This is a genomic window from Pseudoalteromonas piscicida (assembly GCF_002744175.1).
In the GTDB taxonomy this organism is placed as follows: domain Bacteria; phylum Pseudomonadota; class Gammaproteobacteria; order Enterobacterales; family Alteromonadaceae; genus Pseudoalteromonas; species Pseudoalteromonas piscicida_B.
In genome coordinates, this window is sequence record NZ_NKHF01000035.1 from 13,817 (window position 1) to 37,929 (window position 24,113).

At 42.8% G+C, this 24,113-nt stretch carries 21 protein-coding genes and 1 pseudogene; 12 read left to right on the forward strand and 10 right to left on the reverse strand.

Annotation, left to right across the window (positions count from 1 at the left end; all coding sequences use genetic code 11):
- Nucleotides 1-53: 53 nt before the first annotated feature.
- The 7 genes from CEX98_RS07575 to CEX98_RS07605 form a co-directional block, all read right to left on the reverse strand.
- Nucleotides 54-302, reverse strand: coding sequence for a DUF3862 domain-containing protein (locus CEX98_RS07575; RefSeq protein WP_099641488.1), 249 nt, complete (start codon nucleotides 300-302; stop codon nucleotides 54-56).
- 12 nt (nucleotides 303-314) lie between these two features.
- Entirely contained in the window at nucleotides 315-1,139 is an 825-nt protein-coding gene (locus CEX98_RS07580; protein ID WP_099641489.1) for a CsiV family protein, read from the reverse strand.
- Nucleotides 1,136-4,609 (reverse strand): transcription-repair coupling factor, encoded by a 3,474-nt coding sequence (gene mfd / locus CEX98_RS07585; RefSeq protein WP_099641490.1) that lies wholly within the window; start codon nucleotides 4,607-4,609, stop codon nucleotides 1,136-1,138. Before mfd ends, CEX98_RS07580 begins: the two co-directional genes overlap by 4 nt.
- Nucleotides 4,610-4,625: 16 nt before the next feature.
- Entirely contained in the window at nucleotides 4,626-5,516 is an 891-nt protein-coding gene (locus CEX98_RS07590; RefSeq protein ID WP_099641491.1) for a carbon-nitrogen hydrolase, read from the reverse strand.
- Nucleotides 5,517-5,521: 5 nt separating this feature from the next.
- Nucleotides 5,522-6,559, reverse strand: a complete 1,038-nt coding sequence (locus CEX98_RS07595) for an agmatine deiminase family protein (protein ID WP_099641492.1) — start codon at nucleotides 6,557-6,559, stop codon at nucleotides 5,522-5,524.
- A 112-nt stretch (nucleotides 6,560-6,671) separates the two neighbouring features.
- Nucleotides 6,672-7,241 carry a PilZ domain-containing protein gene (locus CEX98_RS07600; RefSeq protein WP_099641493.1) on the reverse strand — a complete coding sequence of 190 codons (570 nt, stop codon included), beginning with the start codon at nucleotides 7,239-7,241 and terminating at the stop codon, nucleotides 6,672-6,674.
- 64 nt (nucleotides 7,242-7,305) lie between these two features.
- Nucleotides 7,306-9,174: a methyl-accepting chemotaxis protein gene (locus tag CEX98_RS07605; RefSeq protein WP_172439735.1), complete on the reverse strand. Its 1,869-nt coding sequence runs from the start codon at nucleotides 9,172-9,174 to the stop codon at nucleotides 7,306-7,308.
- A gap of 161 nt (nucleotides 9,175-9,335) precedes the next feature.
- Here CEX98_RS07605 and CEX98_RS07610 point away from each other — a divergent pair, with 161 nt between their 5' ends.
- Nucleotides 9,336-10,298 (forward strand): DUF4382 domain-containing protein, encoded by a 963-nt coding sequence (locus CEX98_RS07610; RefSeq protein WP_242441658.1) that lies wholly within the window; start codon nucleotides 9,336-9,338, stop codon nucleotides 10,296-10,298.
- Nucleotides 10,299-10,356: 58 nt separating this feature from the next.
- On the opposite strand, the gene ald is transcribed toward CEX98_RS07610, so the two are convergent.
- Nucleotides 10,357-11,478, reverse strand: coding sequence for an alanine dehydrogenase (gene ald / locus CEX98_RS07615; RefSeq protein WP_099641496.1), 1,122 nt, complete (start codon nucleotides 11,476-11,478; stop codon nucleotides 10,357-10,359).
- Between the two features lie 140 nt (nucleotides 11,479-11,618).
- On the opposite strand from ald, the gene lrp reads away from it, so the two are divergent.
- The 7 genes and pseudogenes from lrp (at nucleotide 11,619) to rmf (ending at nucleotide 19,157) form a co-directional block, all read left to right on the forward strand.
- Nucleotides 11,619-12,098, forward strand: coding sequence for a leucine-responsive transcriptional regulator Lrp (gene lrp, locus CEX98_RS07620; RefSeq protein ID WP_010372754.1), 480 nt, complete (start codon nucleotides 11,619-11,621; stop codon nucleotides 12,096-12,098).
- Between the two features lie 114 nt (nucleotides 12,099-12,212).
- Nucleotides 12,213-14,840 carry a DNA translocase FtsK gene (locus tag CEX98_RS07625; RefSeq protein WP_099641497.1) on the forward strand — a complete coding sequence of 876 codons (2,628 nt, stop codon included), beginning with the start codon at nucleotides 12,213-12,215 and terminating at the stop codon, nucleotides 14,838-14,840.
- Nucleotides 14,840-15,478: an outer membrane lipoprotein chaperone LolA gene (gene lolA, locus CEX98_RS07630; RefSeq protein ID WP_099641498.1), complete on the forward strand. Its 639-nt coding sequence runs from the start codon at nucleotides 14,840-14,842 to the stop codon at nucleotides 15,476-15,478. The genes CEX98_RS07625 and lolA overlap by 1 nt, the downstream gene beginning before the upstream one ends.
- Nucleotides 15,471-16,810: pseudogene (locus CEX98_RS07635) on the forward strand (replication-associated recombination protein A). The gene lolA and the pseudogene CEX98_RS07635 overlap by 8 nt, the downstream one beginning before the upstream one ends.
- 2 nt (nucleotides 16,811-16,812) lie before the next feature.
- Nucleotides 16,813-17,193 (forward strand): fluoride efflux transporter CrcB, encoded by a 381-nt coding sequence (gene crcB, locus CEX98_RS07640; protein ID WP_099641499.1) that lies wholly within the window; start codon nucleotides 16,813-16,815, stop codon nucleotides 17,191-17,193.
- A 7-nt stretch (nucleotides 17,194-17,200) separates the two neighbouring features.
- Nucleotides 17,201-18,496 (forward strand): serine--tRNA ligase, encoded by a 1,296-nt coding sequence (gene serS, locus CEX98_RS07645; protein WP_099641500.1) that lies wholly within the window; start codon nucleotides 17,201-17,203, stop codon nucleotides 18,494-18,496.
- 490 nt (nucleotides 18,497-18,986) lie between these two features.
- Nucleotides 18,987-19,157, forward strand: coding sequence for a ribosome modulation factor (rmf, locus tag CEX98_RS07650; RefSeq protein WP_010372771.1), 171 nt, complete (start codon nucleotides 18,987-18,989; stop codon nucleotides 19,155-19,157).
- A gap of 488 nt (nucleotides 19,158-19,645) precedes the next feature.
- Here rmf and fabA read toward each other — a convergent pair whose 3' ends face one another.
- The gene (fabA, locus tag CEX98_RS07655; protein WP_099641501.1) at nucleotides 19,646-20,161 is read right to left on the reverse strand and encodes a 3-hydroxyacyl-[acyl-carrier-protein] dehydratase FabA; all 516 of its coding nucleotides are present in this window, start codon (nucleotides 20,159-20,161) and stop codon (nucleotides 19,646-19,648) included.
- Nucleotides 20,162-20,401: 240 nt separating this feature from the next.
- On the opposite strand from fabA, the gene CEX98_RS07660 reads away from it, so the two are divergent.
- The 4 genes from CEX98_RS07660 to CEX98_RS07675 all read left to right on the forward strand — a co-directional run bounded on the left by CEX98_RS07660 (nucleotide 20,402) and on the right by CEX98_RS07675 (nucleotide 23,637).
- Nucleotides 20,402-21,256, forward strand: a complete 855-nt coding sequence (locus tag CEX98_RS07660; RefSeq protein WP_099641502.1) for a 6-carboxytetrahydropterin synthase — start codon at nucleotides 20,402-20,404, stop codon at nucleotides 21,254-21,256.
- Entirely contained in the window at nucleotides 21,249-22,073 is an 825-nt protein-coding gene (locus CEX98_RS07665; RefSeq protein ID WP_099641503.1) for a M23 family metallopeptidase, read from the forward strand. The genes CEX98_RS07660 and CEX98_RS07665 overlap by 8 nt, the downstream gene beginning before the upstream one ends.
- Nucleotides 22,070-22,504: an acyl-CoA thioesterase gene (locus tag CEX98_RS07670; RefSeq protein WP_099641504.1), complete on the forward strand. Its 435-nt coding sequence runs from the start codon at nucleotides 22,070-22,072 to the stop codon at nucleotides 22,502-22,504. The genes CEX98_RS07665 and CEX98_RS07670 overlap by 4 nt, the downstream gene beginning before the upstream one ends.
- Nucleotides 22,505-22,815: 311 nt before the next feature.
- Nucleotides 22,816-23,637 (forward strand): lysozyme inhibitor LprI family protein, encoded by an 822-nt coding sequence (locus CEX98_RS07675; RefSeq protein WP_143484334.1) that lies wholly within the window; start codon nucleotides 22,816-22,818, stop codon nucleotides 23,635-23,637.
- Nucleotides 23,638-23,683: 46 nt separating this feature from the next.
- Here the strand turns inward: CEX98_RS07675 and CEX98_RS07680 are convergent, their stop codons facing one another.
- Nucleotides 23,684-24,070, reverse strand: a complete 387-nt coding sequence (locus CEX98_RS07680) for a hypothetical protein (protein WP_099641506.1) — start codon at nucleotides 24,068-24,070, stop codon at nucleotides 23,684-23,686.
- Nucleotides 24,071-24,113 lie beyond the last annotated feature (43 nt).

The window sequence follows — 24,113 nt, forward strand, 5'->3', positions numbered from 1 at the left end:
TAAGCCTTAACAAGTTGAGCTCGAATATATTTACTCACAATAGTTAAGTGGTATTAATTCAAGCCTTTTTTAGAATATAGCGTTACTTTATCTGACAACAATGTCACTTTAATGTGTTTATCGTCACTACCCCAAATACAGTTAGTGTGTAATGTTTTCTCTTCACAGCTATCTGCTGAACCAAGAATTTGCTCAACGTCTGCCTTATCCATACCCACTTCTAACTTATTGTAGTTTTCTAAACTTACTTTTGAGCAGCCAACAAGCGTCAATAGTACCGCAGCTGTTAATAGTTTTTTCATAGGTTTGCCCGCCTAATGTTTATATTTTCTTATTTGAAAGATCACCCCTAACTTGGGATGGTCTAAGTAATGTATGTCGCCGCTATACACTCGGGTATACTGTGACATACGCGCAGTACGAGTATCGTTGCCGTCTTCGTACTTTAAATCTAACTCTGTCGTTACGTATAGATAATGTCTTACGTGGATCTTGATAAGTCCTTCTAGTTGCCAATGTGTTTGGCCTTTGGACGCTTCAACATCAAAACCCTGAGATAGGGATGAAAATTCATCGCGAGTATCTACAATCCGGTAGCTTGAAGGCGCGGAGAATTGCTCACCTGCTACTATCTCAATATTAGGCGCTCGTCGTTTACTCTGCTCTGGAAAGCGCCAGCCTGTATGCAAAATGGGCTTTAGCCCTTTGCGTTTTAATCCTGCGACTTTATCTGTGAAGTTAAGCTGTGTGCTATCTAAAAGATAAATTGAATCCATATGCTCTTGCGGCTCAACTTGTGGCGACAAAGGTAAAGACGCAAACTTTTCAATATAATTGGCATCCGGATCGCAAATGTTTGAGGCGGCTCCCTGTGTTAAGGCTCGAATAAAGTCTTGCTCTTTAAATTGCTCGCTACCAGACAAACACAACTTATAACCCGTTGTATTAAACCCTTCAATCAGTAACGGCTTAATATTCCTGCGCTGAAGGGGGTCAGGCTCAATGCTAAAATCTTCTTTGAGGCTATAACTTGGCGCTTGCTCAAAGGCGATAAGCTCAACTTCAAACCAACGAGTGGCATGGGCCGAGTAACTGCTTGCGAGTGCTGCTAGTATCGCCATACTTTTTATTATTTTCATGCTACAGCCTTTTTCTCAAAGTCATCAATCATGGCGTTCACAAGCTTTAATCTTTCCTGACCATTTTTTTCTTCAATCATAAACTTTAGTTTATTTGCGCCTTCCATTCTATAGGTTGACGGGCTACTTTGTATCAAGCCTATGATGAATGTTGGGTTAACTTTTGTATGGCTATTGAACTCAAAGAATCCACCCTTGGGGTTAGCCTCAACTTTGTTAATTCCTAATTGCGTTGCTTTTAGCTTAACAGATTGCACAGCAAAGAGGTTTTTCGCAGCGTCAGGAAGTAATCCAAAGCGATCAATTAATTCCACTTGCAGCTCATCTAGTTCCGGTAAAGATTTGGCGCTGGCAATACGTTTATACATACTCAAGCGAATATTCACATCATGAATATAGTCATCGGGAAGTAGTGCTGGGAACTTGAGGTCTACTTCACTTTGTTGCTGTAATAGGTTATCAAGTGTTGGTTCCTTTCCATTTTTTAGCGCTTCGACTGCTTGTTCTAGCATTTCCATATACAAAGTAAAGCCCACCGTTTGGATTTGACCGCTTTGGTCATCACCTAAGAGCTCTCCTGCGCCTCTGATCTCTAAGTCATGCGTCGCCAACGCAAAGCCTGCACCTAGGTCTTCTAGCTGCTCTATTGCTTGCAAGCGTTTTACTGCGTCTTTGGTAAGGGCTTGAGTGTTTTTAGTCAATAAGTAGGCATAAGCCTGATGGTGACTACGGCCAACACGTCCCCTGAGCTGATGTAACTGAGCCAAACCGAGCTTATCGGCTCTATCCATGATGATGGTATTGGCAGAAGGGATATCAATCCCAGTTTCTATGATGGTAGTACACACAAGTACGTTGTACTTTTGATGGTAAAATTCGCCCATCAAATGCTCAAGTTCCTTTTCACGCATTTGGCCATGAGCTGTAGTGACGTTTGCCTCAGGGACCAACGCAGAAATATCCGCGCTTATCTTGTCTATCGTCTCTACATTGTTATGCAAAAAGTAGACTTGGCCACCTCGCTTAATTTCACGCAATATGGCCTCACGGATCAGTTCGTCGTTTCGCTCGCGAACGAAAGTTTTTACCGCAAGACGCTTGGCCGGTGGTGTCGCAATAATAGAGAGATCACGCATGCCACTCATAGCCATATTCAAGGTTCGTGGAATAGGGGTTGCGGTAAGTGTAAGGATATCCACATCTGCTCTGAGTTGTTTAATCTTTTCTTTTTGTCTTACGCCAAAGCGGTGCTCTTCATCAACAATTAACAGGCCCAAATCGGCAAATTTTATATTTTCTTGGATCAGCTTGTGGGTTCCTATCACAATATCGATTTTGCCCTCTTCGAGCTTTTGTAAGGTCTCTTTTTGTTCTTTAGCCGAATTAAACCGCGACAGCACGCCAACTTCAACAGGTAGATCGGCAAAGCGGTCTTTAAAGTTTTCAAAGTGTTGCTGAGCAAGTAGGGTGGTTGGCACTAAGACTGCTACTTGTTTGCTGTCGTTCACGGCGACAAAAGCTGCGCGCATGGCGACTTCTGTTTTACCAAAACCAACGTCACCACAAACCAGTCTATCCATTGCAAGGGCTGATTGCATATCTGCAAGCACTGCAGTAATGGCATTACGTTGGTCGTCGGTTTCTTCAAACGGGAAGCTGTCTGAAAAATCTCTATAAGCACTGGCATCGAGCTTAAAGGCATAACCTGGCTTACTTTGTCGTTTAGCGTAGATATCGAGTAGTTCTGCGGCGACATCGCGCACTTTTTCAGCGGCTTTGCGTTTTGCTTTTTCCCACGCATCATTACCGAGTTTATGAAGCGGTGCAGACGCTTCTTCGCCGCCAGAGTATCTGCTAAGCATATGTAACGCAGACACTGGTACGTATAGCTTAGCGTCATTGGCATAGGTAATAGTGACGAACTCCGTGGCAATACCTGCGGCATCGATAGTTTCAAGTCCCAAGTAGCGTCCCACGCCATGATCTAAGTGAACGATTGGCTGGCCTTCTTTTAACTCCGCAAGGTTACGGATCAGTGCATCTTGGCCTTGTTCATATTTATGCTTGCGGCGACGCTTTTGCGAAATTTTTACACCAAGCAGCTCTTGCTCGGTAATGATAGATAGGGAATGCTTGTCTGTCAGCTTTACGCTGGTCGCAAGTGGTGTGACGATAATACCAACGTCCGAATCACTCTTGATGAAGTCACTAATTTGCTTAAATGGTTTTAATTTTAACCCGGTTGGCTTTAACAAGGTCAGTAGCGACTCGCGACGGCCCTCAGACTCGACACTAAACAGTACCCGAGACTTTTGCTTTTTCTCTGCCGCGATGTAATCGAGCACCTTTCGGTAAGGATCCGCGTGCTTGTGCTCAATACGTATATCTTCGATTAAGTTAGCCGCAATGTTGTGGTGACCAGCCTTGGTGCCTAACGTCGCTTGACTCAGTTTTATTCTCGGAAACTGATTGATACCTTCAAACAAGGTTTCAATAGGTTGGTACAGTTCAGCAGGTGCAAGTAACGGACGCAGAGGGTCCACTTTGCGACTTTCGTATCGTTTTGAAACGTCTTGCCAAAATGTTTGTGCCGCCGACTCAATATCGCCAAATGGCATAAATACGGCGTCATTAGGTAGATAATCAAATACTGTTGCTAACGAGTCAAAGAACAGTGGTAAATAATACTCTATGCCGGCAGGCCAGTTACCTCTGCTCACTTGCATATAGATACTGTCTTTCTCGCTGCTCGCACCAAACGCTTCGCGATAGTTTATTCTAAATCGCTCTATGTCTTCTGCATTGGTGGGAAATTCATGTGCTGGTAGCAGGTCAATGGCATCGATTTCGTCATTGGAGCGTTGGCTTTCAATGTCAAAATGACGAATTGAATCGAGTTCATCGTCGAAGAAATCTAATCGGAAAGGCAATGGGCTACCCATTGGGTATAGGTCGATAATCGACCCGCGTACGGCAAACTCGCCATGTTCCATTACCTGTTGCACATGCCGATAACCAGCTTGTGTAAGTGTGTCGCGGAGAGTCTGGGCATCGATGATATCGCCTTTTTTGACTTGCAGACTCATACCATGAATAAAGCTGGGTGGCGCTGTACGTAGCATCAGCGTTGCTACCGGAATGATCAGTACAGATTGCTTTTCGTGTTTGAGTGTATTTAGCGTTGCCAGACGTTGAGAAATAATGTCTTGATGGGGCGAAAAGTGATCATAGGGTAAAGTTTCCCAATCAGGAAACATGATGACCGGCGTTTCCTTTAGTAAGTACGCCAGCTCATGCTCTAGACGAAGTGCAGAAGGGGTGTCGGGTGTGATAAGCACAACAAGATTGTTATGCTGCTTAATACTCTCACTCAGACAAAGTGATAAGCTGCTGCCCACCAAATTACCCCAAGCAATTTTATCTTTGTTAGATTTTACCCAAGGTAAGTTGTTCCACTGCACATTCGCCATTTACTACTCCTATTTATTAATCGCGATAAATTTTGCAAAGATCCTGATAGTGATCAATTCGTCTGTCTCTTAAGTACGGCCAAATACGACGAACAGATTCACTGCGCGCCAAATCAATGTCAACAACTGAGACTGTTTCGGCATCTTCAGGTGCATGCGTAAGCATTTCACCTTGAGGCCCTGCTACAAACGAATTCCCCCAAAATTGGATACCTTCGCTTTGCCCCGATGGATCAGACTCATGTCCCACTCTGTTTACGCTAATAACAGGCACACCGTTAGAAACCGCGTGAGCACGTTGTGCGATGATCCAAGCATCGCGTTGACGAGTTTGCTCGGCTTTGTCATCGCGAGGATCCCAGCCGATAGCCGTTGGGTAAATCAAAAACTCAGCGCCTGCCATCGCCATCAAGCGGGCGCCTTCAGGGAACCATTGATCCCAACACACTAACACGCCAAGTTTGCCAACCGAAGTTTGGATTGGCGTGAACCCCATATCACCGGGGGTGAAGTAAAACTTCTCATAAAAACCAGGATCATCAGGAATGTGCATCTTTCGGTATTTACCAGCGATTGATCCATCGCTATCTAATACAACAGCGGTGTTGTGATACAACCCTGTCGCTCGCTTTTCAAATAATGAAGCAACGATGACTACGCTTAACTCTTTGGCTAACGCGCCAAGGGATTCTGTGCTTGGGCCTGGAATGGTTTCTGCTAAGTCAAACAGCGCAGTGTCTTCGGTTTGACAGAAATACAAACTACGGTGTAGCTCTTGTAACACAATAAGCTTTGCACCTTGCTTGGCTGCAGCTCGGATACCATCACAGGTTTTAGTGAAGTTGCTTGCAAGATCGCTAGAGTTGCTATGTTGAACAATACCGACTTTAATGTTTTTTTCAGCCATGGTACTTACCTTAAAAAGCCTTTAGGTAGTTGCATTGTGATACAGTGCAAGCTACCAAATTGATGGATGATTGGCAGACAATTAACGCCAATTACTGTTCTTTCTGGATGTGCTAGTGAGACTTTGTCTAACGCCTCTTGGTCTTTTTCATCGCCGTAAATTGGCACTAAGACGGTTTTATTTAGAATAAGATAGTTTGCATAAGTTGCAGGTAATCGTTCTCCGTCTTCATCAAATTTAGCGCTTGGCCATGGTAAACTGATCAGATTATAGGGTTCACCATCGGCAGTGCGAAACGTACGTAGTTGATGCTCCATTTTGTTGAGGGCATCATAATGCTCGTCCGCCTTGTCATCACATTTCACGTATACCAAAGTGTTGTTTGGTGCAAAGCGAACTAAGGTATCGATATGGCTATCGGTATCATCACCTGCAAGGTAACCATGATCAACCCATAAGAATGACGTCGCACCTAGCGCTTTTTTCAGGAGGAGCTCTAAATCGGTCTTACTTAAATGGGGGTTACGGTTCGGGTTGAGCAAACACTCAGATGTTGTCAGCAATACCTTAGACTCATTGATCTCTATGCCACCACCTTCAAGGACGACATCAAGCGATTCAAAAGCACAGTTTGGGTTTAATACCTGTTTGGCAACTTGTTTATTGATATTGTTATCAAGCTCTGCGGCAAACTTATTACCCCAACCGGTAAAGGTAAAGTCCTTAACACATAAGTTTCCATCGTCTGATTGTGTTGTCAAAGGACCATGATCTCGTGCCCATGTGTCGTTACAGGGAGTAACCACAAAGTGGCACTGAGTTAAGTCAATTTCAGCGCCAGTTAGTAAGCTTTCGATATGTTGTTTTAGCGTTTCATCGTGCGCTACGATAACGACTTCTTGAACTTGCGTGATATGCTGGCAAAGTGCCACATACACAGGTTCAACGTCACTGAGAATGTCTCTCCAATCGGTATCAGAATGGGGCCAAGTAAGAAGTATCGCGTCTTGTTGAGCCCATTCAGGGAGTAAAGTAAAACTCATTAAATCATCACCATATAATAATAAGCCTATAGTTTATCATTAACCTTCGGTGTGTCAGTAAGTTTTGTCGTGTTTAATGAAAGTCAGGCTAAAATGTATCCGTATTGCAGCGTTACTGCTGCTCTTTTTGTTGCTTTTGTTTTAGTTGCCTTGTTTGGGCGTGTAAGCTTGCACGGACCAAAAGCTCTTGATCTGACTCTCTAATGGTCGTAAAGGCGAGGGTATACTTTGATTGCTCTTTTGCTAACACCTCAGAGTAGCAAAAGATAGCGCTGGCTTCGCTGCGAAGAAATACCTTAGTTCGTAACGCTTGGCCTATTTCATAATCTTCGTCTAAGGTAACGGTCAGGCCACCGCCGCCATAACTGTCGCAGTAGAGACTGCTATCTTCCGGCTCTTCCGTTGCTAAAATATGACTGATTATAAGATCGATTTTCCGTGACTGAGCTTGTAGGTATGCGGCTAATTCATTCGCTGTATCCCCTAAGTTACGTAACGGGCGCAACGCATTCAGGTCTAGCTCGTTAATTTCATTTGCGAGCTTAAATAAAGGGGGAATTGCCGCCTCTAACTGGAACTCATTCTCGGGGACCATATTATCATCAACGGGATAAAGGTTTATCTGAACCGGTTCAGCTATTTGAAAATACTGTTCAAACAATTCCTGCAAATTCGCTTTCATTTTTGTCTCTTGGCAATGCGCCGTTTATAACTGCCTCTATAGTAACGGTTTCGTTTAGCGATAATCAAACTTTGAATTGCTCAAGGAGCTGTTCTTGGCTGGTAATTTTCTCCACCTGTGACTGCATTGTCGCATCTACGCTTTTCGCTTCACTGTAGACTGACTCAGAAATCTCTCTAATTGATGAGCTACTATTATTAACATTGTTGACGATGTCATTTTGCTCATTCAGCATGTCGGCTATGCGAGAATTCAGCTCCACGATGTGGCGGATGGCACTACGCATGTCTTCTAGGGCGTTGCGAGTTTGATCTGCCTTTTCTACGGTTTTATCCACATAGTGTTGGCTTTGCTTCATTACTGTCACTGCACTTTCAGAGCCTGATTGTAATTGACTTATCATACCTCTGATCTCGGTGGTTGCTTCTTGTGTTCGCTGAGCGAGTGAGCGGACTTCATCTGCAACGACTGCAAATCCGCGGCCAGATTCACCTGCTCTGGCCGCTTCGATGGCAGCATTTAATGCCAACAGGTTGGTTTGCTCAGCAATGCCATTGATAACAGAAAGGATTTGTTCAATTGCGGTTGAAGAGCTTTCCAACTCGGTTACAACCGTCATTGCGGAGCTAATTTGATCAGATAAGGCTTGTATTGTTTCAGTTGTCTCTGCAACTATCTTCTCACCTTGAACTGCAACTTGATCTGTTGTCTTAATGGCTTCTGCTGCTTCATGGGCAGATTGTGTTACCTGATGCTCAGTCGTAGACATGTGTGTCGTGGCTTCATCGAGCACTTTAATGCTATTTAGCTGCTCTTGGATTGATAGTTTAGCCTGGTTAGCAACATGGGATGTTTGCTGTGCATCATTATGGACTTCATGTCCTAAGCTCTGAATATTGGCTATAAGAGACTGGAGGCTAGCGGTAAAGGCGTTAAAATTCTTGGCTAGTGCGGCAAACTCCGGCTCATGTTCTGTATTGAGTCGAACTGTTAAGTCTGCATTACCGTCAGCTATCGCAGCCATTGCAGTATTAATTTCATCAAGAGGTTTTAATAGCAAGTTGATAACAAAAGAAAGTATTACTATAGCGAGCGCCACTGAGATAAAAGTAAAAATGGTGGCATCTCTTTGCAGCTTTGAAATTGCTGAAAACACGGTACTTTCGTCAAGCATTACTCCTAAGTACCAGTCGAGCCCGTCAACCGCTTTGAATTGCACTAACTTGTCTTCACCTTTTACCTCTACATATTGGAGCTTATTAGAAATGCCGATGTCGCCAAGAAATGCGCTCGAGCTCTTACCATTGAATTTTATATCTGGGTGAGAAATGGTAGAGCCATCTTTGCTTACCATAAAGGCATACCCAGCACCGAGTAGATTAAATGAATTAATCATTTCTCCAAGCTTTGCCAAGCTGACATCGTAAAAAATAGCACCATTAAAGTTATTTTGTTTAAACACGGGGACGCCGATTGATACCACAATTTCATTACTCACGGCATCAGCATAGGGCGCGGTGATAATTAACTCTTTGGCATTTTTTGCGTCTGTATACCAAGGGCGCTTTCTGGGATCCCAGTCAGCACCCGGGTCCCAATTAGGGTCACTAGCGACATACTTGCCGGTTCGCTCTTCTCCATAGCCAATCAATAAAAAAGAGGAAGTCAACTGGGGCTGTGAAAGGATAGGGAAGGCTGCGTCGAGGTTGTCTGTTGACGCCACAAGATTGGTTGTCAAGGCGGCCAGTTCAGTCGCACCATTCATTTGTGCCGTGACAGTATTACTGATCCCTTGAATAATCTCATTAATACTCTGTTCTGCTTGTTCTTTAATTGCCGATTGCACAGAAAAGTATTGGATAATAGACAGTACGAGTAATGCCAGTAACAGCACTAGCGCAGAAACGGATACAACTTTGTGTTTGAACTTCACGGCCGCACTCCAATGTGGTTGATACATTAAAGTTATGACATTTAATAAGAAAATGCCAAACCTAAAGCTATGAATTAGCTTTTATTCACTATCATTGCAGTTTTATTAATTATTTATTCATGAGGGCTAGCCTAGACTTTAGTACTTCAAAGAGGAGAAATATGATGTACAAACCTGTTTTAACGGCTATTGCGTCTGCAATGGTACTCGCTGCATGTGGCGGTGGTTCAAGCTCTGATCAAAACAACAACAATACAACGGAACCGGCGCAAAAAACGACGGTTAGTGTTGGGGTTTCAGACGCCGCAGTCAATAACTTAGAGGAAGTTAATTTAGTGATCCAACGCTTAACTTTCAGAGGAGCTGGGCAGGATGATGTCACATTTGATACCTTGGATGCACAAGGTAACCCAATGAAAATAAATTTGTTAGATTACACTGGCGATGATTTTTATCTGGTGGTTAATGATCAAGAAATAGCAGCTGGGAACTATGAGTGGATAAGAGCTGATATTGTCAATGGAAGTAATGGTGCTAATTTTGATATGGTGTCTAACGTGCGCTTTTTAGATGGTAGTCAGGCCCCCTTAGCGGTAACTCGTAAAGGCAATGATGGCATTGGTGAAATTCAACTTAATGACTTTTCATTGAATGAAGGGAAGAACCAAATTGTACTTGAGTTTGACCTGAATAAAGCACTCTTAAAACGTGGCAATGACGACACAGTTTACTTAAAACCAACGGCCGTTCGTTTGGAAAACCTACTAACTAGCTTTGAAATTGAAGGTACAGTGAGTGAAGCGCTTAAAAATGCATGTATCGCAGATAATGCTGACCTAGTCCCAGCTGTTGGTGAATACAAGCATGTTGTGTATTTGTACCAAGCAGATGTTGAAGTACCGAGTGATATTAGTGAAGCAGACTCTGCACCGGTAGCAACAGCAAATGTAGATGCTGAAAGTGAATATGAGTTAGCATTTATTGGCGCTGGAGACTATAAACTCGGTTATTCATGCCTTGGACACTTAGATGATGTAGAAACAAACGATACAAACTTCAGTCTATATCAAACTAAGGAAGTTACCGTCTCGCAAGATACTGAAGTCAACTTTGATATCAATTAATCTTGTGGAAAGACAATAAAAAAGGGCTTCAATTGAAGCCCTTTTTTCAACTTATAAATTAAGCGTTTTCTAGTGCTGCGCGAGGGTCAACATATTCCATGTTGAAACCTTCAGCTACTTCTTTACATGTGATTTGACCTTTAAGAACGTTTAAGCCGTCCATAAAGTGTTTATCGCTAAGAAGTGCTTCTTTGTAGCCTAAATTAGCAAGCTTGATAATGTAAGGCAGCGTTGCATTATTTAGTGCAAATGTTGAAGTGCGTGGAACCGCACCTGGCATGTTAGCAACACAATAGTGAACTACTTCATCAACAATGTAAGTTGGCTCTGCGTGTGTCGTTGCTTTAGAAGTTGCAATACAACCACCTTGGTCGATTGCAACGTCAACGATAGCGGCACCTGGCTTCATTGCTTTGATGTGTTCAGCAGTCACTAATTTAGGCGCAGCAGCACCTGGGATAAGTACACCGCCGATCACTAGATCTGCTTCTAGTACGTGCTTCTCAAGCGCATCAGCAGTAGAGTAGATTACTTTAGCTTGGCTACCAAACTGAGCGTTTAATGAACGTAGTACGTCAATGTTACGGTCAAGAATAGTAACGTCAGCACCAAGACCAACAGCCATTTGTGCAGCGTTACGACCAACCATACCACCACCGATCACAACAACTTTAGCTGGCTCAACGCCTGGTACACCACCTAGTAGCATACCACGACCTTCGCGTGACTTCTCAAGGGCCTGAGCACCAGCTTGAATTGACATACGACCAGCTACTTCAGACATTGGTGCTAGTAGTGGCAGACCACCGCGAGCATCAGTTACCGTTTCGTATGCAATACAGATAGAGCCACTTTTCACTAGATCTTCAGTTTGTGGAAGATCTGGTGCTAGGTGAAGGTAAGTGAATAGAATTTGATCTTCACGTAGCATTGCACGTTCAACAGCTTGAGGCTCTTTAACTTTAACAATCATATCTGCTGTAGCAAATACGTCTGCTGCTGTGTCTAATACTTTAGCTCCAACTTGAACATAATCTTCGTCAGTGAAGCCAATGCCAATACCTGCATTTGTTTCAACAACGACTTCGTGACCGTGATTGATTAGTTCACGAACGCTCGCAGGAACCATACCAACGCGGTATTCGTGGTTTTTTATCTCTTTAGGTACACCAATAATCATAATATTCGCCTCAAAATAAGAACGGGGTAAAATTTTTGACTATTATATTTACCTATAGCCAGTGTGTCTCACTGTTTTAATATTAAAGTGTAGTGATATACTCTAAATTAACGAATCGTTCAGGATAAAAAACTACACTTATGTATCAACAACTAGACAGAATCGACAGAAAGATTTTAGTAGAACTTCAGAAGGATGGCAGAATTTCTAATGTTGAATTAGCGAAACGCATCGGATTAAGCGCTACGCCTTGCTTAGAGCGGGTGAAAAAACTAGAGCGCGAAGGATTTATTCGCGGTTATAAAGCGGTAGTCGATCCTGCTAAGCTTGGGCAAGGGCTTTTGGTGTTTGTAGAAGTCACAGTGAATAAAAATTCGCCTGATGTATTTGATAGATTCAACCAAGCCGTCAAGCAGCACGACGAAATTATAGAATGTCACCTTGTCTCGGGTAGCTTCGACTACTTACTCAAAACACGAGTGACTGATATGTCAGAATACCGAGGTGTACTAGGCGAAATATTACTCAAGCTGCCAAATATAAGTGAAAGCCGTACATTTGTTGTAATGGAAGAGGTAAAAGGTGAAGAAGGAGAAGTAATAAAACCTTGTGCACCTTGAGGTATTTCTTGGTAAGGTGTAAGTATATACAGCAATACTAACGCAAATCACTAATTTGCTGACGTTTTGGGCTTAATTAGCCCAGAAAAGAAACAGAAAAAAGGTTTAATTACAATGCGCTTAAATGGTGTGCAACGCCTCTTAGAGACAGGTTTGATTGTAAGCACGGCAGCGGCAATATTTATGTTGTGTGCGTTGATAAGCTTCGACCCAGCGGACCCTGCTTGGACTCAATCCGGTGAATACGTAAAAGTTAACAATATAACGGGTGCTGCAGGCGCATGGCTGGCAGATATTATGCTCCTCAGCTTTGGCTGGTTAGCTTTTCTGATCCCTGCTGCACTGCAATTTCTTGGTTATCTTATATTTAAAAAACCGCACAAATTGCTGCAACTGGATTACACCACATTAGGTTTACGCTTAATTGGTGCCACACTCTTTATTACGTCAGCAAGCGCTATCAGCAGTATAAATTTTGACGATATTTATAACTTTTCGTCAGGTGGGGTAGTAGGGGATGTAGTTGCAGGGGCCATGATGCCTGCCTTTAATTTTACAGGTACTTCTATATTACTCCTTTGTTTCTTCTTTGCGGGGCTTACACTGCTTACAGGCGTGTCTTGGGTTGAGTTTGTTGATTATTTAGGGGAGCAGGTGCTCGCTGGATTCAGGTGGCTGCGTGATAAAATTTCAGCCAAAGGAGATGACCCTCAAGAGCCTGTAAACGCGAAGCAGTCTGAGCCCGCTGTTACAGCTAGTGAACAGGTTGACTCAGAAGAACCCGTGTTACGTGTTGTCCAAGAAGAAACTGTGGCTATTACCGAGCGAGCAGAAAGTGACGACGGTGAAGGTAACAAGGATAACTCAGTAGTAGAAGACGACGAGGAAACGCCAAGTGGCCTTGGAAAACTCAAGGATAAGTTATTCAAAAAATCAAATGATGCCAGCGTTGCAAAAGCTGCGACAGATAATGATGCTCAAGTGGCACCGTCAAATGGGCCGTCTGTTTTTGATGAGCTTGATGATATTCTAGAGCAAGAAATCAACTTTTCTGCAATTGAAGATGAGCCACTCGATACGGTTGCTGCGCTTAATGCTCTAGACGAAGCGCCAGTACATGAAACTAAGGTGGTTTCCCCAGCTAGGCCTCTCAAATCAAAGCCCACTGAAAAACCAGCAGCTAATGGGTATCAGCCGCCGCCAAGTGCAAAAGAACAATTTGAAGCACTACTAGAAGCTGAGCCGCCAACTGATCCACTGCCGTCGCTTGATTTATTGGATAGACCAGATAAAGCGAAGAACCCAATTTCGCAAGAAGAGCTTGAGCAGGTTTCTCGTTTGGTAGAAACAAAATTATTGGACTTTAACGTCCAAGCTAAGGTTGTTGGCGTATATCCAGGACCCGTTGTTACTCGATTTGAACTTGATCTTGCTCCGGGTATTAAAGTCGCTAAAATCACGGGTCTTGCTAAGGACCTAGCGCGTTCACTCTCAGCGGTTAGTGTTCGCGTTGTTGAAGTGATCCCTGGTAAGACATATGTTGGCCTAGAGTTACCGAACAAACATCGCGAAATCGTGCGCCTATCAGAGGTTATCGACGCGCCTAAATTTGAGCAGAATCCATCACCGTTGACTATGGTGCTCGGAAAAGACATCGCTGGCCAACCTGTTGTCGCTGATTTAGCAAAAATGCCGCACTTGCTGGTGGCAGGTACAACGGGGTCTGGTAAGTCAGTTGGCGTTAATGTCATGATTTTAAGCTTGTTATACAAGTCTCCGCCGGAAGATGTGCGAATGATCATGATAGACCCAAAAATGCTTGAACTTTCTGTCTATGAAGGTATCCCACATTTATTGTGTGAGGTTGTTACCGACATGAAAGAAGCGGCCAATGCACTACGCTGGTGTGTTGGTGAGATGGAGCGTCGGTATAAACTGATGTCTGCCCTCGGCGTGAGGAATTTAAAAGGCTATAACCAAAAGATTAAAGAGGCAAAAGAGGCGGGACACCCCATTCTTGATCCCCTATTTAAAGATACTGATGGCATGGCAGATGAGCCTGAAGCGCTAGATAAATTACCGAGTATCGTTGTAGTCATAGATGAATTTGCTGACATGATGATGATTGTTGGTAAAAAAGTTGAAGAGTTGATTGCTCGTATAGCACAAAAGGCACGTGCAGCTGGTATTCACTTGGTACTTGCGACGCAACGTCCATCAGTTGATGTTATTACGGGACTTATCAAGGCAAACATCCCAACACGAATGGCTTTCCAAGTCTCGAGTAAAATTGACTCACGAACCATATTGGACCAGCAAGGTGCGGAAAACCTACTGGGGATGGGTGATATGCTCTATTTACCACCCGGTACAAGTGTACCTGTACGTGTTCACGGTGCATTTGTAGACGACCATGAAGTTCATGCTGTGGTCAGTGATTGGAAAGCTAGAGGAAAGCCTAACTATGTAGAGGAAATTCTATGTGGGGAGGCGACGGAGGATATTTTACTTCCGGGTGAAGCGCCTGAAGGAGGAGATGATGAATCAGATCCTTTATATGACGAAGCAGTAGGTTTTGTTATTGAGACAGGCAAAGTTTCAGTGTCTAGTGTTCAGCGTAAGTTACGTGTGGGCTATAACCGAGCAGCTCGATTAGTAGAGCAAATGGAGATGTCTGGAGTAGTGAGTGCACCGGGTCACAACGGCGCGAGAGAAGTATTGGTAAAAGGTGGAGCCAATTAATGAAGACAGTTAATAAAGTTGCTTTGCTTGCAATGTTATCAAGTTTAGTTAGTCAGCCTGTTTGGGCTGATGAAGCGGCAATGCAAAGCTTAAAAGGCAAGTTAGCGCAACTAACTAGCTTTCAAGGTCAATTTGAGCAAGTGGTTCATGATCAAGAAGGAAATGAATTACAGACGGGTTCTGGGAGTATTACCTTAGCGCAACCATTAAAAATTCGTTGGCAGCAAGAAATGCCGGATGATACGTTATTTGTATCTAGTGGCGAGACTACGTATTACTACGATACATTTGCTGAACAGGTGACGGTTTTAGATACCACGAAACTAATCGACACGACGCCTTTTGTGTTACTTACCACGCAAGAGAGTGGTCAATGGTCAAAATATAACGTTGAACTTGACCGTCATCAGTATCTAATTACTCCGAAAAACAAGGTGGATTCTCAGGTAGAGCAATTAACACTGAGCTTTGATGCCAACAATGAAGGGTTAGCAAAGTTAACGGTTAATGACATCTCTGGCCAAGTTTCCACATTTAGTTTTAAGCAAAGCAAAGTGAACGTACCGGTTAAAGACAGTATGTTTGAATTTGTCATTCCTGAAGGAGTGGTCGTTGACGACCAAAGAGGCAGTGACTAGTTTGGGCTTCGATTTTACCCCAGATGTTAGACCGTTGGCCGCAAGAATGCGGCAACCTCGTTAGCGCATTACGTTGGTCAAAGCCATATTTTATCAACAGGCTCTGTGCTGTATCGGGCGATAGAATCGGGCCGCTGTCATAGCCTTATTCTCTGGGGACCGCCAGGTGTAGGTAAAACGACGCTTGCACAAATTATTGCTCACTATGCAGATGCTGAGCTTGTTAAGCTTTCAGCGGTAAGCGCAGGCATAAAAGAAGTGCGTGAAGCAGTTATTGATGCGAAAAATCGTCTCGCTCAATCAGGCAAGCGCACGCTCTTGTTTGTCGATGAAGTACATAGATTTAATAAGTCACAGCAGGATGGTTTTTTGCCCCATATTGAGGATGGCACTTTTACGTTTATTGGCGCGACGACAGAAAATCCTTCTTTTGCACTAAACAACGCCATTTTATCTCGCGCACGGGTATACACATTGCAGCCCCTAAATGAGGCAGAGTTAGTTGAGGTACAAAAAGATGCCTTGGCCCGCGATACTCAACTTACAAAGCTTGCTATTGAAATAGAGGCTCACGCATTGACGCTAATAGCCAAAGCTGCATCTGGGGATGCCAGAAAAGCGCTCAATCTGCTTGAGCAAGCGATAGACTTAGGGTTTGACCCCGACGCTAATCAGTATGTTGTTAATCAAGCTGTACTTAAGCAAGTACTTCCAAGTCAGTTGTCAAATTACGACAACAAAGGCGACCTTTACTATGATTTGATCTCGGCTTTTCATAAGTCGGTACGCGGCAGTTCGCCGGATGCAGCACTGTACTGGTACTGCAAAATCCTAGCCGGCGGTGGTGATCCGCTATACGTAGCAAGGAGGTTGCTTGCAATTGCTACGGAGGATATCGGTAATGCTGACCCAAGAGCAATGCAAGTTGCGCTTAATGCTTGGGATATCTTCCATCGAGTAGGGCCTAGTGAAGGTGAGCGTGCGATTGCACAAGCCACCTTGTACCTGGCAAGTGCACCGAAAAGCAACGCCGTATATATGGCATTTAATCAAGCAAAGCAGGACGCCGCGACTGATCCAAATTATCCTGTACCAGAACATCTCAGAAACGCTCCGACTAAATTAATGAAGGAAATGGGGTTTGGGGAAGAGTATCGCTATGCTCATAATGAACCTGGCGCATTTGCTGCAGGTGAAAACTATTTCCCTGAAGCCATTCAAGACCGTCAATACTATCAGCCATCTGACAGAGGGCTTGAAAAACAAATAGCAGAGAAACTGAACTATTTGAGAACACAAGATCAGCAAAGCCTCAATAAAAGGTATAAATAAAAATGCTCATTAATTATCTCACGATAGCCCTTGGAGGAGCATTTGGTGCCATGTTACGGTTTTTTATCAGCGATATGTCGATAAAACTCTTAGGTAAGGGATTCCCTTTTGGGACGTTGATCGTTAATATTCTTGGTTCATTATTGATGGGTGTGCTTTACGGTTTAATTGAAAAAGAAGTTATTGCAATTTCACCATCTAAAACGTTGATAGGTATTGGCTTTTTAGGTGCGCTGACTACTTTTTCTACATTCTCAATGGATTCCTTGCTGTTACTTCAACAAGGGCAATATGTGAAAATGGCGTTTAACGTCACACTGAATGTGGTGGCGTGTATCTTTATGGCCTGGGTTGGTCTCTGCCTCATCATGCAAAAAGGTTAAAAAAACAATGTTAGATTCTAAATACTTTCGTCAAGACATCGAGGAAGCTGCTGCGCGCCTGAAAAAGCGTGGTTTTGAACTTGATGTCGCTAAGATCACCGAATTAGAAGAAAAGCGCAAGGCGCTACAAACCAAGACTCAGGAATTACAAAGTGAGCGTAACAGTTCCTCCAAAGCGATTGGTCAAGCTAAAGCGAAAGGGGAAGACGTTCAACCTTTACTAGATGCTGTTGCTAACTTGGGCGACCAACTGAGCGCAGCAAAAGAAGAGCAAGATAAAGTGCTTGCAGAGCTTAACGACTACGCCATGTCTTTGCCAAACTTACCTGCAGAAGATGTTCCGGCGGGTGCAGATGAATCTGAAAATGTCGAGATCAGCACTTGGGGTGAGCCAAAGCAGTTCGATTTTGAAGTGAAAGATCATGTTGATCTGGGTGAGGCACTAGATAAAGGTTTAGACTTTGAAACGGGTGTTAAATTAAGCGGCTCACGTTTTACCGTTATGCGTGGCGGTATCGCTCGTATGCACCGTGCTCTGGTTCAGCTTATGCTGAATACCCATACAGAGCAAAACGGTTATACAGAAATGTATGTGCCATACCTTGTGAACAAAGCCAGTCTGTTTGGCACGGGTCAGCTTCCTAAGTTTGCTGAAGACTTATTTCACACCGAAGCGCTATCTGAAGATCAAGATGGCTTCAGCTTAATTCCAACGGCTGAAGTACCGTTAACAAACTGCGCTCGTGACGTGATTTATGATGAAAAAGAGCTACCAATTAAAATGACGGCACATACGCCGTGTTTTAGAAGCGAGGCTGGAAGCTATGGCCGTGATACACGTGGCCTGATCCGTCAGCATCAGTTTGATAAAGTGGAATTAGTCCAGCTTGTGAAACCTGAAGATTCAATGGCAGCGTTAGAAGAACTAACCGGTCATGCTGAGCAAATTTTGCAGCTACTTGGCTTACCTTACAGAAAGGTTGTGCTTTGTACTGGGGATATGGGCTTTGGCGCAACGAAAACGTACGATTTGGAAGTGTGGTTGCCTGCGCAAAATACTTACAGAGAGATTTCGTCTTGCTCAAATATGTGGGACTTCCAAGCACGCCGTATGCAAGCACGTTTCCGTCGTAGCGGTGAGAAGAAGCCCGAGCTACTTCATACACTCAATGGTTCTGGTTTAGCAGTCGGTCGTACGTTAGTGGCGATTTTAGAGAACTACCAACAGGCTGATGGTTCAATTATTGTTCCTGATGCATTAAAGCCATACATGGGTGGCGTTGAAGTGATCAAAGCAGGCTAATACTGCGTTGCTTGATTGGCCCTTGGGCTAACGAAAAACCCAAGTTATTGAAAAGAGGTTGGATTCGTCCAGCCTCTTTTTATGACTAAATTATGAATGTTTTTTTACAATCCTTTCTTTTGTTATAAGACAAAAAATCTGACTTCGTTAAATTAAAAATGCAATATAAATAATTATATTGAAATTTATATGTTTTCTAGTTGGCTTGCCACAATAATTACATTTATGATCGTTGCATGACTCCCTCAGATGTGATTTATTGAAGGTATGGGTTTGGCCAAATCTCATCGGTACGTAGCACGCCGGATCATATTATGGCGCTGCTAGTGTTTAACTTTTCTCAATAAAATCTTAGTTTTAGTGTTTTAGTAAAAAGCATTTCTAATTTCAGCGTAAGCTGTTTTTATTGGAGATTGCTTGAATCAAGTTTGAACTACGCGGTATTAGCAAAATTCTAATACCGATAGAGAAAAAGGTGAGGATATTACCTATGAAGAGACAGAAAAGAGACCGTTTAGAAAGAGCACATTCACAAGGATTCAAGGCTGGATTAGCCGGGCGGTCGAAAGAAAATTGTCCCTATCAACAAGTAGAACACAGATCAGAATGGTTAGGCGGATGGCGAGAAGCGATGGATAATCGCAACATCTTTAAAACCTGATACCGAATTTTTAGGAGAGCAAAGCCCCATATGGGGCTTTGTGTGTTTTTTAGCTAAAAAAACGTGACAAGCACAAAGCTTATAACGTTTTGTTTAGATACTTAGTCAATTTGAGAGCGCAAATAAGACGCTAACTACGGTAAAAATTTTTATTTAGAAAAACTAAATAACCTGAGCTTCGGATAATTAATGCCTTTCTAGCAGCCAGTTTTAGCGCTACCTGCGTTGAATTCACTTCCAATAGCCAGCTATTAGTGCGTAAATTCGCCTAGCTATCCCCAAAACTCTCTGGCTAGACAAGGAAATAATTTAATATGATTTTAAAAATAATGAGTTAGCTCATTTCTTATCCAAACCTCAGGTTAAATAGCAAAATTTTTGCCTTGCCGATATGGATGTCACTACCTGTCGTGAGCAGAATGCGGTAGCGGTGTTATCGACATGGTTTTCTCGCCTCAAAATAGCTCACTTAATTAAGCAAATTGGTATTAGAATGTGCTGGTGTCTTGGAAAAGACCAACTTTTAAGTCTTTCGCTTCATAAATTACACGGCCGTCTACTTCAACGATACCATCAGCAAGGCCCATGAATAATTTACGCTTGATAACGCGCTTCATTTCAATTCGATAGGTTACTTTCTTAGCAGTAGGAAGGATCTGACCGGTAAATTTAACTTCACCCACCCCCAGTGCACGGCCAAGCCCAGGACCACCAGACCAACCAAGGAAAAAGCCAACCAGTTGCCACATTGCGTCTAACCCTAAACATCCAGGCATCACCGGGTCACCTTTAAAATGACAATCGAAGAACCAAAGATCTGGATTGATATCGAGCTCAGCAATGATTTGGCCTTTGCCATGTTCACCGCCATCATCGTTAATTTGTACGATGCGATCCATCATTAACATGTTGTCACTTGGAAGACGACAGTTGCCTTCACCAAACATTTCACCACGACCACATAAAATAAGTTCTTCTTTTGTATAGCTGTTCTTCGGTTCCATAAATCTTCTTCTTAACTTGCAAATTGACGCTACTTTAGCGTACAGATGTACGCTAAACAACTCCGAACAGTTAAAAAGCGTACGTAGGTTTGTGAAATTTACGCTAAAGATATGTCTATTTAATTAAATTTCAAAAAATTTAAGGGATTAAATGCAAATCAGTTCTAATTAGGGGCGATTTATACGGTGAAAATCTCTATAATTGGAGTTGATTTTTAAGCAGGCTAATTTAGGTAATATATGATCCTTTTTGTTGACTCTCTAACCGTAATTGATTTTTCATACCTTTGCCCTCGACGTGGTGCTGTTGGTGAAAGCTGGATAACCGATATTGTGTTACATGGCGAACTGAACGAAGAGTCGATGGTGTTAGACTTTGCCAAGGTTAAAAAGCAAATAAAACGAATTATTGACGAAAAGCTAGATCATAAATTGGCTGTGCCCAGTTCTCTTAATTGCAATGCCCACTTAAAAGAAGGTCGTTTTGAGTTTGACATGCAATTTGGCGATAACCACATTGCAATGAGTGCGCCGGAAGAAGCTGTGTGTGTTATTGAGGGGAATGAAATCAATACTGAAAATGCCATCGCCTACCTCAAATCCGTGATAATGCCACATATGCCAGACAACGTTAAAGATTTGGATATTACCTTGCGCCCAGAAGCTGCGACTGGCTTTTACTATCATTATAGCCATGGTTTAAAAAAGCATGATGGCAATTGTCAACGTATTATCCACGGCCATCGCTCCTTAATCGGGATTAAGCTTAACGATATCAGTATGCCAAGACTACAAAAACAGTGGGCAGATAAATGGCAAGACATTTACCTTGGCAGCGAAGAAGATATTATCCCTGCAACTGAACTTAAATATATTGCTGCGAAAGCCGATGACTATGCGTTCGCGTATACTTCGTCTCAAGGCTATTTTGAGCTGGCGATTAGCCAATCTCGATGCGATTTATTGCCTTGCGATACAACCGTTGAATGTATTGCTGACTATTTGCTTGGGCAAATAAAACGACAGTACCCGAATGACAAAGTTGAAGTTCGTGCATACGAAGGAGTAGGGAAAGGAGCTATCGCCTATGCTTAAACGTTTTGTAATTACCTTGCTGGCAACGAGCTCTCTTTTTGCCAATGCATTGGAGCTTAAGGGCAATTTAACGCAAGGCGGCCTAATTGTTGGAAAACTTGCAGGTGCAACAGAGATTAAGCTGAATAATAAAGCATTGAAACGTTCAAAAGACGGATATTTTGTATTTGGATTTGGTCGCGACGCGAAATTGACTCATACCTTGAGCTGGATCTCTAAAGATGGGAAAGCGCATACTCAGCCTCTTGTGATTACAAAAAGAGACTATGACATCGACAAGATCACTGGCGTGGCGAAAAAATATGTGTCGCCGCCTGAATCAGTTCTTAAGCGTATCCGTAAAGAAGCACAAGCAGTTTCTAAAGCGCGGCAAGGAAACTCTGAGCTGCAATTTTTCAAAGATCCGGTATTTAGGCCTGCGAAAGGCAGGATATCGGGCGTTTACGGTAGTCAAAGATATTTTAATGGCGAACCGAGAAGACCCCACTTTGGTCTTGATATAGCGAATAAAACGGGGGAGCCTGTTTTGGCACCGGTATCTGGTAAGGTTGTATTCGCGGATCCTGATTTGTACTACAGTGGTGGCACGCTTATTCTTGATCATGGACATGGCATAACTTCGACTTATATCCACCTCAGTAAGTTGGATGTTAAAGTGGGCGATGCGGTAAAAACAGGCGACAAAATTGCAGAAATTGGCGCTACAGGTCGGGTTACAGGCCCACACCTAGATTGGCGCTTCAACTGGTTTGGGGAAAGACTTGACCCAGCTCTTCTTATGAAAGATACATTAGCGGATAAAGCAGTAACAAAATGACAGACGAACAAAGACAAGCCATTATTGAGCAACGTATTAAAAGCTCAATTACACACGTAACAAAGACCGTATTTCCTGGCCGTACTAACCACCACAACACTTTATTTGGTGGTGATGCGTTAGCATGGATGGATGAAGTTGCTTTTATCGCGGCAACGCGTTTTTGTCGTAAACCTCTAGTAACGATTTCTTCTGATAGAGTTGATTTTAAAGAAGCGATTCCTGCAGGGACGTTTGCAGAGTTGGTATCTAAGGTTGTGCATGTTGGTAATACCAGCTTAAAGGTCGATGTTGAAATCTACCTAGAGAGAATGCATAAAGATGACAAGCACTTAGCAATTACGGGTAGCTTCACCTTTGTAGCTGTCGATGACAATCACAGACCAACACCTGTGGTATGCGACAAGATGTTAAATGGCTTTGACAGCTAGGTATAAAAAAAGCTTTACTTGTAAAGTGGATATCAGACAGAAAATTTAATATAGGGCTCAGCCCTATATTAAATCACACCTAAAGAACACATCATACAAATTTTAACCTAATAACTCGGCATCAACACCACCTGTTAAATCTTGATGCTACTGATGACTTATTTCTTGTTTTATCAAAGCTTTAAAGGCTAGCTAAATATAGGTTCAACAAATATCTATAGTAAAGCCCATAATTGCTTTTTGTGTTCGAGCTAATTAGACTGAAGTACATATACTTTCATACACTTATCAGGTAAGCCAAAGTGAAACCCGTGTCTATTACCTTTTCATTAATGTTGTTCGTTTTGCTGATATCTGGATGCTCAACCCATAGTAGTGAGCAATTTTCACATCCAGTAGCTCAGAATTCTGGAAAATTGCACTGTGGAAGTGCATGGGTAAAAGAGGTCGATACAGTGTTAAACAGTGGTGACGGACAAGGGCATGGTCCTGACCTTGGAAGTACAGAGTGGCAGTCGGTTATAGAGTTCAAGCTAGGAATAAGAAACAATAAAGATAAACCCGCTCTTAACTCTACGGCTTGGTGTGGCTATATAGATAAGCACCTCAGCCGCAAAGTGAGCAACTCACCGTCATTTTCCTGCGATGATGTTAAAATTGGTAGTATGGAGTCGATTATTTGTGGAAGTAACGAGCTTTCAAGCTTAGACAAAGAGCTTGATGCAATCTATAGACAAATAATTGCTGAGCCACATCCAAAATTATTCAAAGCGCAGCAAAGAGGGTGGATCAAAGGGCGTAATGAATGTTGGAAGTCGTCTGATAAACCCAAGTGCTTAAAACAATCCTATATTCAACGCATTGCAGAGCTACAAGCGCGTTTTGCCTTGGTAAAGAGCCCTAAGCAAGTTCAATATCAATGTGGTAATCAAGCGCTCAATATTGCCTACTATGACACTCAACCACAAACCCTAGTTGCTGATTTTAACAATAGCGAAAAGATAATGTTTATTGAGAAAGCTGAAACTCCTAGCTATCGCAGTGGTGATTATCAGCTTAGGCTAAAAAAGCATGATAACGCTGAATTAATTTGGGGTTATGGTTCGAAACCGCTCACTTGCTCTTTTAAGTAACCTGTTCACTTCTTTAATCCGGTGTCCGATAACATACAGTTTGGTATTAGTCACCGGTCGAACGATAGCAAATGCTTTCTAGCATCATGATAATAAACGAGTCATCTTTGGCTTCTCCCATAAACTCCATTGCGTTGAGCTCAAATGTTCCATCTGACTTTACTTCGTATTGAAGAATAAAATCAAACTGCTCGCCTTCTTCTTCTACATAGCCATCAATATTTATGTAGTTTCTCCCCCAGTCACTAGTAAAATAATACCAAGAGGCTTTGGTAAAAAAGTTCTTCATTACTTGACGGAAAGTGAAGTCGCTACATTGTTTAAACGGTGTGTCCTGCATTCGATCAATTTCTAACTCAGCCGTATAGTCGTCAGCATATGCAGAAGTGATAAAGAGCCCAGAAACGGCCGCATACAGTAAAAGCTTTTTCATAGGTGTATTCCATTCATTGTATTTAACCAGTCGCTCAGTTTAT